Origin of the sequence: Tenacibaculum sp. IB213877 (assembly GCF_034043975.1) — a bacterium.
Taxonomy (GTDB): Bacteria; Bacteroidota; Bacteroidia; order Flavobacteriales; family Flavobacteriaceae; genus Polaribacter.
Genome location: NZ_JAXCHH010000008.1, coordinates 66815 through 81065 on the forward strand (window position 1 = coordinate 66815; position 14251 = coordinate 81065).

Here is a 14251-nt window from a genome sequence, read left to right on the forward strand (position 1 = left end):
GTACTAAGGCAATATTTTTGATGTTTTTCAACATAACTCTAAAAAGAAAAAATCATAAAAAAAACGGGGAAAATACTATTAAAGGTTTTTGGAATCATATTGATTCTGTTACTCTTTTTAATGCTTTTTCTATCTATTCCAGCAGTTCAAAGTAAACTTGCAAAAATAGCTACAAACTTTATTAATAAAGAGTTCAATACTCATATTGTAGTAAAAAAACTTGACTTATCCTTATTAGGAAGTATTCAATTAAAACAAATTGAAATAAGAGATCATCACCAAGACACACTTATTTTTGTTAAAAATTTAAAAACTTCTCTGCGCAATGCTAAAATGGTTTTAGATAATAAAGTGAACTTAGGAGATGCTACTCTTACCGGAGTTCATTTTTACATGAAAACCTACAAAGGAGAGGATAGTGATAACATGAATATTTTCATAGATAATTTTGATAATGGAAGTCAGACAAAAAGTGTTACACCATTTATTCTTCGTACTAAAAATATTTACATAGATGATTTAACCTATAAACTTATTAATGAAAACAAAGAAAATACTTTACAATTTGCAGCCTATAATGCAGGAGGTAATTTGCAAAATTTTTCTTTAATAGGACCTAATATTACTGCAGATATTAAAGGTTTGTATTTTACTGAAAACAGAGGTGTACATATAACAAGTTTATCAACAGATTTTGCCTATACAAAAACAAACATGCTTTTTAAAAATACTGTTTTGAAAACAGACAATGGTTCTGATGTCAATGCAGATATTCAATTTAAATATAAAAGAAAAGATTTTGCTGACTTTATAGATAAAGTAAAAGTTACTGGAAATTTTAAAAAGAGTAGCATTTCAGTATTAGATTTAAATAGGCTCTATGGTGAATTAGGTGGTGCAGATATGGCATATTTTACAGGGAAAATGAGCGGAGTTCTTAATAATTTTAGCTTGTCAAATTTTGATATGTATTCTAAAAACGGAATGCAAGTTAAAGGAGATATGGGGTTTGTGAATGCTTTTAATACAGATAGAGGCTTTATTTTTGATGCAGAATTAGATAAAGTTTCTTCAACCTATAATCAGTTAAGAAATATTTTACCAAATGTACTTGGAAGAACTTTACCAAGTGATTTTAAAAAAATAGGACGCTTTACCATGTCGGGACTTGTAAAAGTAACTCCAGAACAAATGGATGCCACTTTACGAGTTAATTCAGAGATAGGAAACACTACGTCAGATTTACTTATTACTGGGATTGATAATATGGATAACGCTGAATACAGCGGTGAAATAGAGTTTATAAATTTTGATTTAGGAGTAATAACCAATGACTCTTCTCTTGGTAAAGTTTCATTAAGAGCAGATGTGCAAGGAAAAGGGTTTAATGTTGATAATATTAATACTACAGTAATAGGAAAAATTTCAAGTATTGAATACAATAATTATACCTACAAAGATGTAAATGTTAATGGAGAATTTCAAAATAAAAAGTTTGATGGTTACCTAGAGTCAAAAGATGAAAATTTCAATATGACCTTTAAAGGTCTTGCAGATTTTTCATCAGACATTAATAATTTTGATTTTACAGCAGATATTGATAAAATAGACTTACTTAAAACCAATTTTTTTAAAAGAGATAGTATTTCCCTCTTAAAAGGAACTATTAAATTAGATGTTTCAGGGAATAAATTAGATGATGTGGTTGGTAAAGCTACTTTCCAAGATTTAGTATATACCAATCAAAAAAAGAGTTATGAATTTAAGAAGTTTGAAATAAATTCATCCGTAAAAGATAGTGTAAAAACTATTGAAGTAGATTCAAAAGACATTGCAGAAGGCAAGTTAGAAGGTAAATTTACGTTTAATGAGTTATTGCCTGTTTTTCAAAATGCTCTTGGTAGTGTATATACTAACTATAAGCCAATTCCGGTAGCACCAAATCAATACATAAATTTTAATTTTACTATTTATAACCAAATAGTAGATATTTTTCTGCCCAAAGTATCAATAGGAGCAGATACGCAAATTAGAGGAAAAATAAACTCAAATGAAAATTCTGTAAAACTTACCTTCTCATCACCAGAACTAGATGTGTATGAAAATGCTATTGAAGAAGTTGTACTTCGTTTAGATAATAAAAATAAACTCTATAATACTCACTTTACCGCACAAAAAATTTCAAATAAAAACTATAACGTTACCGATTTGAATTTGCTTAACAGAACGGTTAATGATACCTTATTTTTTAAAACTACATTTAAAGGAGGAAGAAAAAAAATTGAAGATAATTTTAATCTAAACTTCTATTACACTATTAATGAAGATAGAAAATCAGTAGTAGGTATACAAAAATCAACCTTTAAACACAACGGATTTGATTGGCAAATAAATCCGGAGGATAATAACTTAAACAACGTTGCTTTTGATTTAACCAATGATAGCTTTAGCTTTAGTCCATTCTCTTTAATTTCAGAAAATATGCAAATTGCTTTTGAAGGAGATATGCAAGGTGAAAACTACAAAGATTTAAAAGCAAGTTTTTCAAGCGTGCACCTTGAAGCGTTATTACCAGAAATAGAAAACCTAAAACTAAACGGTTCATTAAACGGTACAGCAGCATTAAAACAAGATAATAATATTATTAAGCCTGTAGCAAATTTAACAGTGAATGACTTAATTGTAAATGAATTTTCTCAGGGTACATTAAAAATTAAAGTAGAAGGACAAAATTCATTCAATAAGTATAATGTAGATTTTTCTATAAGAGATTATGAATTTGATAACGTAAAAGCTACAGGTTCTTTAGATTTTTCTTCTAACAATCCAACAATGGATTTAGCAGTAAATTTTAGAGAGTACGAACTTAACGGGTTTAGTGATTTTGGAGGAGATGTAATCTCAAACCTTCGAGGAAGGTTATCGGGTAATTTTACTTCAAAAGGATCTATTAGCAACCCTAATTTTAAAGGTAACTTAAATTTAATTGAAGCCGGTGTAACATTTCCTTATTTAAATATTGATTACGATTTTATTGAGAATGCAAACATTAAACTGCAAGACCAAACCTTTTTAGTTAAAAACATAGTGTTGGAAGATACAAAGTATGACACAAAAGGATACTTATCAGGTAGTGTAACGCATCAAAATTTTGAGCAATGGTATTTAAATCTTGATTTAAACACACCAAATATGTTGGTGCTTGACACTAAAGAAGCAGATAATATTCCTTATTATGGAACAGGTTTTTTAAGAGGAAATGCACAAATAAGAGGTCTAAGTAGTAATTTAAGTATTGATGTAAATGGAAGTACTCAACCAGGAACCATATTTGTCATTCCATTAAGCGATGTCACTACAGTTAATAATTATAGATTAATTCGTTTCAAAACAGTAGAAGATGTTGATGAAAACATATTAAATATTGATAAATTTAAAGGGTTAAACCTAAAAATAAACTTAACTGTAACTAAAGATGCAGTAGCTCAGGTGGTTATTGATAAAGTTTCAGGAAGTGACCTAAAAGGAAGCGGAACAGGAAACTTGCAAATAGAAATTGATACGCGGGGTAAATTCAACATGTATGGAGATGTAACTATAGACAATGGTGTTTATAATTTTAGATACGGAGGTATAGTAAACAAACCATTTACAGTGCAAAAAGGAGGAACTATATCATGGAATGGAGATCCGCTAGATGCTGAACTTGATTTAACAGCCGTTTATAGAACCAAAGCAAACCCTGCTCAATTATTAGATAATATTAACTCAACAAGAAAAATTCCAATAGATCTATATACTAGAATAACAGGAGGGTTATTTAACTCTAAACAAGATTTTGATATAAAAATACCCAATGCAAACTCTACTGTAACCTCAGAATTAGAGTTTAAAATCAATGAAAATGATTTAAATACCAAAATGCAGCATTTTACATTTTTATTAGCTTTTGGTACTTTTTATAATGAAGAAACCATTGGTAATAGTGCGTCAGCAGGAATTACAGGAACAGCAGCACAAGTAGCAACAGGTATTTTATCAAATATGATTAATAGTAAAGATGGTAAATTTCAAGTAGGGGTAGGATATACACAAGGAGATAAGGCAGATGTTAATCGTTTAACAAATGCTATTGATGATCAGGTAGATGTATCTGTATCAACCCAATTAAGCGATAGGGTAATTGTAAACGGAAAAGTAGGTGTGCCTGTAGGAACAAATACACAAACAAGTGTAGTTGGAGAAGTAAAAGTTGAAGTATTACTAAATGAACAAGGTACACTTAGAGGTACATTTTTTAATAAACCAAATGATGTTCAATATTCTTTAGAAGATGAAGGTTACACTCAAGGTTTAGGTCTTTCATATCAAGTAAATTTTAACAATATGAAAGAGCTAAAAGAAAAAATTGGTTTGAAAAAGAAGGAAAAAGAAAAGAAAAAAGATACTATCATTGCAAGAGAGCGAAGTTTAATTAATTTTAAAAGGAAAATAGACACAACCAAAGTCAAGAATGAACCGAACAACTAGAAGCTATATACTATTAGCATTAAAAGGGATGGCAATGGGAGCTGCAGATGTAGTTCCAGGAGTTTCAGGAGGAACCATAGCATTTATATCAGGAATTTATGAAGAACTATTACAATCTATAAGTAACATTAATTTGAGTTTATTTAAAACCTTGAAAGAAGAAGGTTTTGCAAAAGCTTGGAAACAACTTAACGGAAATTTCCTCCTAGCCTTATTTTCTGGAATTTTTATCAGTATAGTTTCCTTAGCTAAAGTTATAAGTTGGTTGTTAGATCATCATCCTGTATTATTGTGGTCTTTCTTTTTCGGATTAGTTTTGGCAAGTATTATATACATCGCTAAACAAGTAACCAAATGGAATGTTATTGCTTTTATTCTTTTAATTATAGGAGCACTTCTAGCTTATTATATTACTACATTAAACCCAATGGTTTCAGAAAATTCTTCATTTTTCTTTATGTTTTTAGCAGGAGCCATCGCTATTTGTGCTATGATATTACCAGGTATTTCAGGTTCATTTATTTTAGTTTTACTAGGGGCTTATAAACCTATTTTATCAGCAGTAAATAGCCGTAATTTTGCTACCATAGCAGCTGTAGGATTAGGAGCTGTAGTAGGGCTGCTTTCTTTTTCTAGAGTATTAAAATGGTTATTTGCCAATTATAAGAATTATACACTGGTGGCTTTAACTGGTTTTATAGTAGGATCACTTAATAAAATTTGGCCATGGAAGAAAGTGTTGACTTTTAGAACCAATTCACATGGAGAAAAGGTTCCGTTTAATGAGCTTTCTGTATCTCCGTTTTCATATGAAGGAGATCCACAATTGCTATATGCTGTTTTATTAGCTTTAGCTGGGTTTAGTCTAATTTTATTCTTAGAAAGAGTAGCAAATACCAAATAACTTTCACAAACTAACTGCTACATGTACGAAAACCGAACTTTACTTCAAAAAATTAATCTTTTTTTAAAAGGATTAGCTATGGGAGGTGCAAACAAAGTTCCAGGTGTCTCGGGAGGCATGGTAGCGTTTGTAATGGGGTTTTATGAAGAGTTAATCTTCAGCTTTCAAAGGATCAACGGAAAAGCTTTTAAGCTGTTGTTTAATGGTAGGTTTAAAAGTTTTTTTAAGTATACCAACATGCAATTTTTAGGACTAATTCTCTTAGGAAGTGTGTTTAGCTACTTTAGTGTATCGTTGGTTTTAGATTATTTTTTGAAAAATTATGAACTGTATGTTTGGGCATGGTTTTTCGGAATGATTATCGGATCTATTTATTATATATCCAAAGATTTTGGTGATTGGAGGCCAAAGAATATCATTTCATTAATTGCAGGAGCATTGATTGGAATATCTATCAGTTTTATGACACCAGCAGTAGAAAATGATAATTTATGGTTTGTTTTTGTATGCGGAATTATTGGAGTTTCGGGGATGACGTTACCAGGGTTGTCAGGCTCTTTTATACTTATCCTTTTAGGTAATTATGTGCTATTATTGGTTGATAGTGTAAACGCCTTAGGAGGTGTAATTACACAGTTGTTTGCAGGAAATTTTACTGTTTTACAAGATCCGATAAAAATAAGATACTTAAAAATTATAGGTACATTCACTGCAGGCTCAGCATTTGGTTTGGTGTCAATTTCTCATATGCTCGGATATGTGTTAAAAAGATGGCATCAACTAGTTACAGCTGTAATTATAGGTTTTATTACAGGTTCTTTAGGAATTGTATGGCCTTGGAAAGAAACTATATTTAAAACACAAAATGGAACGTTTTTACTAGACCAGAACGGTAACAAGATTATTCAAAATTATGATAGATATATTCCTAATATTCAAGACACAGAAACATGGGTGGCCATAGGTTTTGTTCTGTTAGGAGTAATATTAATTTTAGCTATTGATTATTATGGCAGAAAAAGAAAAAAATAAAGTTTTTGCTCTTTTAGGTAAAAATATTTCCTATTCGTTTTCTAGAAGTTATTTTACTGAAAAATTTGATTTATTAGGTTTGAACAATCATTCCTATGTTAATTTTGATATCCAATCTATAGATGAATTTCCTCCACTTTTTGAAAAATATAAAGAGGTTGTATGCGGAATGAATGTAACGATTCCTTACAAAGAAGAAATTTTTCAATATTTAGATAAAGTTGATAAAAAAGCAAAAAAAATAGGTGCAGTAAATACTATTACAATTACTAAAAAAGGAAAACTAAAAGGATTTAATACTGATTATTACGGATTTAAAAAATCATTAAAGCCTTTGTTAAAACCACATCATAAAAAAGCATTAATATTAGGAACTGGAGGGGCTTCAAAAGCGGTAGCCTATGCGCTTAAAAAATTGAATATTGAGTTTTTATTTGTATCCAGAAACCCAAGACAAGAAAATGAAATTTCTTATCAAAAAATCAATGAGGCTTTACTAAAAGAGTATACAATTCTTATCAATTGCACACCTTTGGGAACTCATCCTAACATAGAGCAGTCACCGAATATTCCGTATAAATTCTTAAATGAAAATCATTTATTATATGATTTAATTTACAATCCATCAATCACTACTTTTTTACAAAAAGGATTAGATAAAGATGCTACTATTAAAAACGGATTAGAAATGCTGGAATTGCAAGCAGAAAAAGCTTGGAAAATTTGGAATAAATAACTGTATTTATAAACACTTCTTTTCTTAACAAAGTTTTTGTTCTTCCTATTATTTTCTCAAATAAAACAGAAAAAGGGTCTTCAAAAATTAAAATTTGCATTTATACAATAATCCTTATCTTTATAATCTAAATTATTGGAACTTTAAACATCATTGATATGTTAGAAAATAGCGAGAAAAACGTAGAAGAAACAACAAACAACCAAAATGAAGCTGTAAACCAAAATGATCATGCAGTAAATGAAGTAGAAAATGAAGTAGCAGAAAGCTCAGAAAAATCTGCAGAAAAGCATGAAATACCAATGTTGGATTATGCATCTATGGAGCTTGAAAAATTGGTTGATGAACTAAAAAAATTAATTAAAAATAATCCAATACAACAAATTAAGGACAATGTAGATGCAGTTAAAAACGCATTTAACAGTAAGTTTGGAAAATTGTTGGCAGAAAAAAAGGCAGCATTTTTAGAAGAAGGAGGAAATTCCATCGATTTTCAGTTTTCAAGTCCTATAAAATCTGAATATAACAGCTTACTTCGCGATTATAAAATCAAAAGAGACGCTTATTATAAGCAATTAGAAAGTCAATTAAACGATAATTTAGAAAAAAGAAACATAATTATTGAAGAGCTAAAAGCTCTTATTGAAGATGCCGATCCTAAAACGATGTACAACGAATATCAAAAATTAAATGATCGTTGGAAAAGCATAGGTCCTGTACCAAAATCAAAATACAATGATACTTGGCGCACTTATCACCACCATGTTGAGCGTTTTTATGATTTATTACATTTAAACAAAGACTTTAGAGAGTTAGAGTTCAAGCATAATTTAGAAGAAAAATTAAAATTGATTGATAGAGCAGAAGCATTGTTGCATAATGAAGACATAAATCATTCATTCAAAGAATTACAAGAGCTACACCGTTTGTGGAAAGAAGAGGTGGGGCCTGTTGATAAAGAACATAGAGAAGAAGTTTGGAGTAAATTTAGTGATGTAACTAAAAAACTTCATGATAGACGCCATGAGCAATTAAAAAAGTTGCGTTCAAAACATCAAGAAATTATTGATGCTAAATTAGAAGTAGTTGCGCAAATAAACGCTTATGATGTTTCTAACAACCAAACCCACAACGATTGGCAAAAAAGTATAAAAGAAATTGAAGCGCTTAGAAAAAAATACTTTGATGCAGGAAAACTTCCCTATAACAAAAGTGAAGCTGTTTGGCAACAATTTAAAGAAGCTACTCAAAAATTTAATTCAGCTAAAAATGCTTTTTATAAAGAGGAAAAAAATGTTCAGAGTGATAATTTGAAGAAAAAAATAGCATTAGTTGAGTTAGCCGAAAGTTTAAAGGATAGTGAAGAATGGGAGGAAACAACCAATACCATGAAGCGTATTCAAGCAGATTGGAAAAAAATTGGTCATGTACCTCGTAAATATTCTGATGAAATTTGGAAACGTTTTAAAGCAGCATGTAATTACTATTTTGATAAATTTCATGCTCATAAAAATGAATTAGGAGAAGAACTACAAGCTGTAGTAGATGCAAAAAAAGAGTATTTAGAGCAATTAAAAGCTAAGGCAGAAGCAAGTTTAGATGAGGTTAAAGATGCTATGGCTAAATGGAGAGAAATGGGGTCTTTACCAAGAAATGCACGCCATTTAGATGGTAAATTCAATAAAGCGATTGATGCTTTGTTAGAAAACCAAAATTTAGGTAAAGAAGAAATTGAAATGCTAAAGTTTAAGAATGTAGTTGATAATTACCTTTCTCAAGAAGATTATAGAAAGTTAGATAGTGAACAACTATTTATCCGTAGAAAGATTGATGAAACTGTGCGTGAAATGCAACAGTTAGAGAATAATTTAAGTTTTATTTCCAATGCAACAGAAGATAATCCGTTAGTGCAAAATGTTCGTAAAGGTATTCAAGGTTTTAAAGATGAACTTGATATTTTACAAACTAAACTAGATTATTTAAAAGGATTAGATTACTAGATTAGATTGATTGAATCTATTAATATTTAAAAAGCTCAAACTTAAGGTTTGAGCTTTTTATTTTGATTAACTTCACCTTTCTTCCAATCAATTAAAGGAGAAGGATAATAATTAACATTCATACGTTTTAAATAAGGGTTTTGATTAGCCAAACGGATTTTATAATTCTCCCAATCTCTGTTTTCTGGAATTGTCCAACCAAGTTCCGCAAACCCTATAACTCTTGGGAAAGCTAAATATTCTAATTCAGCACTATTAGTAATAGTTTCTGACCAAAGTGGAGCTTCTAATCCTAAAATGTTTTTTAAAGGAATGCCAGCATATGATTCTGGGTTCCATATATAAGCACTATCAGTTGGGATATATCCTGCCCAATCTAAACCATACTTAGAATCCTCATCATATTTCATATCTAAATATGCTTTTTTTCCGGGAGATAAGATGATTTTCATGTTTTTGCTTACTGCTTTTTGCGCATTTTTTTTACTATTCCAGAATTGAGAAATAGAAGTAGAGTCAACATCTGCAGAGGCTATTTCATCCCAACCAATCATTTGTTTTCCGTGTTTTTGTACAATCTCTTCTGCTTTATTAACAAAATGAATGTAATCTTTCTTTTTAGTTACGTGGCTTTCATCGCCTCCAATATGAAAGTATGGTCCGGGAGTTAATGCAGTTATTTCACGTACAACATCATCAATAAAACTATAAACAGTATCCTTATGTGTATCAAGCGTACTAAAACCAACTCTCATACCTGTGTATATTTTTGGAGTTTTACCATTTCCGTTTAAAAAAGGATAGGAAACAGAAGCAGCATTGGTATGTCCTGGCATATCGATTTCAGGAATAATTGTAATATAGTGAGAGGCAGCATATTCTACTATTTCAGAAAATTCTTTTTGTGTATAGAAACCACCTGGACCGCCACCAACTTCTGAGCTTCCACCAACTTCAGTAAGTTTGGGCCACGATTTAATTTCGATACGCCAACCCTGATCGTCAGAAAGATGTAAATGCAATGTGTTGTATTTGTAATAAGCCAACAGATCAATATACTTTTTTACTTCTTGTACGGTGAAAAAATGACGAGCCACATCTAACATAGCACCTCTGTATTCAAATTGAGGTTCATCAATTATTTTACCAGTCGGAATAACCCATATTTTATTTTTAGCAAGTGTATCATTGCTTAGCTCAGGAATAATTTGTCGTAATGTTTGAATACCTCTAAATGCACCATTTGCTGTATTTGAAGCAATAATTACAGAATCTTGAGAAATAGTTAATTGGTAAGCTTCTGATTTATCTACATCAAGTTTACTGGTCTTTTTTAAATAGATAATAGTTTCATAATTTAGAATATTCTCTGCATTTACAGATAAGTCTAAATTGGTTTTAGCCTTTATTTTTTCTGATAAAAACAAGCCGATTTCATTAAAAGAATCGCTTTTTTCTGAAGTATGAATAGTTGTGTATTTATCAAGGGGGAAACCTTTGTTGGTTACATTAATTTTTAAAGGTTTTGGTATTAAATTTTCTGATGATAAATCAGTTTTTGGAAAATTAATTACTCGTTTCTTTTTTTTAGGCGTATAAGCAATAAAGTTTATTGAGAGGAATAAAACAGTTAGCTTTATGAGTATAAAATTTTTCATGTTTTTCATTTAGTAATTTAAATCGGAGTGAAAGAAAGTCTGATCCGATGAAATTTTTATGGTACAGTGTTGATTTATTTTAAAAACTAGGATCAAATTGTTGGTCTATGGCTTTTAAAACAGCTTCTTTGGTTTGCTTTTTAATAGTGTTAACCATTTTAAAAAGCATTTCTGTTGTTTTTTTCTTATATAGAAAATGTCTGTCTTCAAGTTGTTCAAAAATATCTTTAATGCCATGATGCCCACTTAATGAAAAAGTATCAATATTACCATATAAACTAACGGTAAACCATTCTTTTAAATAATGTTCGGTTTTCCAAAGCTTTGTGCTTTTCCAATGAAAGCTCCAATATCCATTAGGCTCATGGGTTGTAAGTGTGAATTCTTTTTCTGGCTTTAGGTGTTGTAACTCCGTAAGAACAGCTTCCATCTTATTTGTGATGGATGAAATGAGTTTAGCCTTGTCAATTTCTAGTGGTGTATTGAATTTCTGATTTCTAAACTGTTTGCTATTTAGTAGTTGCTTTGCTTTGTTTTTAACGCCTTTAGTAGCACCTTGTCGTGCTAATTTTTCGACATCCGTATACGAAACCGCTTTGTGATTTAATAGTAATTCCTGAAGTTTTTTATGGTTAGATGCTATTATTTTTTCTGCAATTTCTTGCGTTAAACCATTGTCTAACAATTCTTGCCTTATAGCTTCATTAGGCTCATCTACAATACCAGGTTGTAGTAAAATACGAGTATCAGTGTAAGGCTTTAAATAAAACAGCAAATGATTTAACTTATCAACTAATTCTAGTCGGTTTTTGGTAGAAAATTCTAACTCTGGAGCTTCCCAAACACCTTCATAATCTAGTGTATTAGTTTTAATATTGAATTTTGGTAGTAAATAAATAACCTGCAAAAGGTAAGCGCCATTAATATCTCCTTCTGGTTTCCAAGACACATCAATAGCTTTTAATCTTGTAGGTGAATTGATGAGCAATAGAGAACTGCCAGTAAACTCGTGTATGGTGTCTTCAGTAGGATCTGTATCTGTTAACAAATTCCACTCTACTAACCAGCCAGATGGTATTTTTAGGGGTTGAAGATTCATTTATAAAATTACTAAAGTAAGCTTTATTGAGTCATTTATATTAAATAAAAATATTATTACTATTATCAAAAAAACTATCTGTTAAAACTACATTTTTCAATCAATCTATATCCCCATTTTTCATTGTTTTTTACGAGTGAATAAAACCTGACATTTTTCTCTTTCTCTTTAGTTTATTTTAGATTTGTTTGTCTAATATGTCTTAGGCTTTACTAAGATTCAAACAGAAAAGTTACACATTGTAAAAAAAATAAAAAAGGATTTTTATGCTGTAAAGACTTATAAGTTATTCAGATAAGTTATTAGATATTAATTTTTTTTGTAAGGATGTTTGGCTAAATATTTAAATGCTTTTAAAGCTTCTTTTCTTTTTTCACTATTATAAATTGTTAATTGAAAATCGTTTTTAAATTGAAAATATTGTGTCCAATTTTCACCTGGTACTTTTGTTCTTCTATTAAACCCGTTACTGTTTAAGTTAAAATAAACAGTATTTCCTCTTTCTTCTACAGATATTACATCGCTAAATTTTATTTGAAGTTCGTACATAACATCATATACATACCTACCTTTAAAATAAACCTTATCCTTTTTAAATTTTGTTCTAATAAATAAAACATCTGTATTACGGTCTCGATAACATTGAAAATAATATGTTTCGGTATCATCTTTTCCGAAATAACTTGATATATCTTTAATTATTTCCATATTTACCGATTGCATTAATTTGATGTTATTTTTATAGTTATCAACGGCTTCCCAATCTTTTTTTGTTACTCTTGAACTAGAAATTCCTCCAAAAATATTGTAATCATAATCTTTCTGTTCAACCTTTTTTGTAGAAATCTCTTTACCATTTTTGTATGTTTTTATTTGTGATAAACTGCCATTTTGGTCATAATATTTCCATTCGCCTATTTTGGTTTTATTGGTAAAGTTGAATTTACCTGTAGTTTGTTTTTTACCATTTTCTCTATAATATACTATTTGGACAATTCCATTGGTAATGTTTCCTTCATAAAATAAGTTACCATTTTTATGATAGCCTTTTAACTTATCATATATAACACCATCTTTATATTGATCAATGGATTTAAGTTGACCGTTTTCATAATAAGTTTTTAATTCTCCTTGTAATTTTCCATTTATATTTTTAAAACCTATCGCTTTAAGTTGACCGTTATCATAGTACTCTTTGATTTCTTTGGGCTTATTGCTTTCTTTTGCGTTATTTACAATTTGTGTATACAAACCTCCATTAGTTACTTTAGAACTTGTGGATTCATTATTTTCTTTAGGCTTTGTGTTGCTTGAAATAAGCTCTCCATTGTCGTAATTAACATCTTCGGTTAGTGTTCCGTTTTTGTCATAATATTTCCAGTTTCCGTTTCTTTCTCCGTGTAAATAATCACCTGAAGATTGCAACGTTCCATTTTCATAATAATTTATATTTTTACCATCTCTCTTTCCATGAACATACTGTTGCGACACGGAAAGTTGTCCATTTTCATAAAAATATTCCCAAAGTCCGTTTTCTTTGCCATTTTCATCATAAGTACATTTTATATTTACTTTTCCGTTATGATAATAACATTCAGTAGTTTTTAATTTATCTATAGCGTCTTTACACGCTTGAAGGTCTGAAATTACATTTGTCTCTTCGTTACTGTCGAGTTTTCCTCCTTTATATGTATACGTAATGATTGTATTTCCGCTTATTTTATAATGCGCTAATAATGTAGTATTGGAAGAATCTGAGACATCTAATACTTTTAGGTCATTTACAATACTATTTTTGACGTTTAGTCTATATTCTACAGGAAATATTTTGATGGTAACCTCTCCAGAAATTTTTTTAAATCCTTTACAGTAAAATTGGCCTTTTGAAAATCGTTGTCTATATTGTATTTTTGACCCTCCGAACTGTATTTTCCGCTGTACATAGTAATCTGTGTGAAATTGGTAGGCTTTTGTGCGTTAATGGTTTGGTTTAACAAATTTCCAGCTTCCACTACACTTACAGGTGTCCCATTGTTTTTTCTGTATAAGCCCATGACAGCAATATTGTTTTCTTTGTCTAAAATAGTTGGAGCCAAGATCATTTCTGAACTTAAAGTAAGTTGAGTATTCTTATCTTGGGCATTAAGAGAAAGAATGAATAAGAAAAACGGAATAAAGCCAACAATTTTTTTCATAGTTGTATTTTTTTAGAATAAAATGTAAGTTACATGTAGTAATTCTGTTCTTTTTTACAAGAAAAGTTTACGAACAATTAATTAAGAATACATATTG

At 29.9% G+C, this 14251-nt stretch carries 9 protein-coding genes; 5 read left to right on the forward strand and 4 right to left on the reverse strand.

Annotation, left to right across the window (positions count from 1 at the left end):
• Positions 1–120 precede the first annotated feature (120 nt).
• The 5 genes from SLH33_RS09735 to SLH33_RS09755 all read left to right on the forward strand — a co-directional run bounded on the left by SLH33_RS09735 (position 121) and on the right by SLH33_RS09755 (position 9202).
• Positions 121–4530, forward strand: a complete 4410-nt coding sequence (locus tag SLH33_RS09735; protein WP_320418901.1) for a translocation/assembly module TamB domain-containing protein — start codon at positions 121–123, stop codon at positions 4528–4530.
• Positions 4514–5434 carry a DUF368 domain-containing protein gene (locus SLH33_RS09740; protein ID WP_320418902.1) on the forward strand — a complete coding sequence of 307 codons (921 nt, stop codon included), beginning with the start codon at positions 4514–4516 and terminating at the stop codon, positions 5432–5434. Before SLH33_RS09735 ends, SLH33_RS09740 begins: the two co-directional genes overlap by 17 nt.
• Positions 5435–5455: 21 nt before the next feature.
• A complete protein-coding gene (locus tag SLH33_RS09745; protein ID WP_320418903.1) occupies positions 5456–6466 on the forward strand; it encodes a DUF368 domain-containing protein in 1011 nt (336 codons plus the stop codon).
• Positions 6444–7202, forward strand: coding sequence for a shikimate dehydrogenase (aroE, locus tag SLH33_RS09750; protein ID WP_320418904.1), 759 nt, complete (start codon positions 6444–6446; stop codon positions 7200–7202). Before SLH33_RS09745 ends, aroE begins: the two co-directional genes overlap by 23 nt.
• A 158-nt stretch (positions 7203–7360) precedes the next feature.
• Positions 7361–9202, forward strand: coding sequence for a DUF349 domain-containing protein (locus SLH33_RS09755; RefSeq protein ID WP_320418905.1), 1842 nt, complete (start codon positions 7361–7363; stop codon positions 9200–9202).
• A 41-nt stretch (positions 9203–9243) separates the two neighbouring features.
• Here the strand turns inward: SLH33_RS09755 and SLH33_RS09760 are convergent, their stop codons facing one another.
• The 4 genes from SLH33_RS09760 to SLH33_RS09775 all read right to left on the reverse strand — a co-directional run bounded on the left by SLH33_RS09760 (position 9244) and on the right by SLH33_RS09775 (position 14154).
• Positions 9244–10860 (reverse strand): family 20 glycosylhydrolase, encoded by a 1617-nt coding sequence (locus tag SLH33_RS09760; protein WP_413818266.1) that lies wholly within the window; start codon positions 10858–10860, stop codon positions 9244–9246.
• Positions 10861–10939: 79 nt separating this feature from the next.
• Entirely contained in the window at positions 10940–11959 is a 1020-nt protein-coding gene (locus tag SLH33_RS09765; RefSeq protein ID WP_320418907.1) for a hypothetical protein, read from the reverse strand.
• 309 nt (positions 11960–12268) lie between these two features.
• On the reverse strand, positions 12269–13888 hold the full coding sequence (locus SLH33_RS09770; protein WP_320419002.1) for a hypothetical protein: 1620 nt from the start codon (positions 13886–13888) through the stop codon (positions 12269–12271).
• Positions 13774–14154, reverse strand: a complete 381-nt coding sequence (locus tag SLH33_RS09775; RefSeq protein WP_320418908.1) for a hypothetical protein — start codon at positions 14152–14154, stop codon at positions 13774–13776. Before SLH33_RS09775 ends, SLH33_RS09770 begins: the two co-directional genes overlap by 115 nt.
• Positions 14155–14251: the final 97 nt, after the last annotated feature.

What these genes read in the sequence shown, in the direction of transcription:
- SLH33_RS09775 (WP_320418908.1), bottom strand. Translation starts at nt 14,154, where the DNA reads ATGAAAAAAATTGTTGGCTTTATTCCGTTTTTCTTATTCATTCTTTCT.
- SLH33_RS09740 (WP_320418902.1), top strand. Translation starts at nt 4,514, where the DNA reads ATGAACCGAACAACTAGAAGCTATATACTATTAGCATTAAAAGGGATG.
- SLH33_RS09735 (WP_320418901.1), top strand. Translation starts at nt 121, where the DNA reads ATGCTTTTTCTATCTATTCCAGCAGTTCAAAGTAAACTTGCAAAAATA.
- aroE (WP_320418904.1), top strand. Translation starts at nt 6,444, where the DNA reads ATGGCAGAAAAAGAAAAAAATAAAGTTTTTGCTCTTTTAGGTAAAAAT.
- SLH33_RS09765 (WP_320418907.1), bottom strand. Translation starts at nt 11,959, where the DNA reads ATGAATCTTCAACCCCTAAAAATACCATCTGGCTGGTTAGTAGAGTGG.
- SLH33_RS09755 (WP_320418905.1), top strand. Translation starts at nt 7,361, where the DNA reads ATGTTAGAAAATAGCGAGAAAAACGTAGAAGAAACAACAAACAACCAA.
- SLH33_RS09760 (WP_413818266.1), bottom strand. Translation starts at nt 10,860, where the DNA reads ATGAAAAATTTTATACTCATAAAGCTAACTGTTTTATTCCTCTCAATA.
- SLH33_RS09745 (WP_320418903.1), top strand. Translation starts at nt 5,456, where the DNA reads ATGTACGAAAACCGAACTTTACTTCAAAAAATTAATCTTTTTTTAAAA.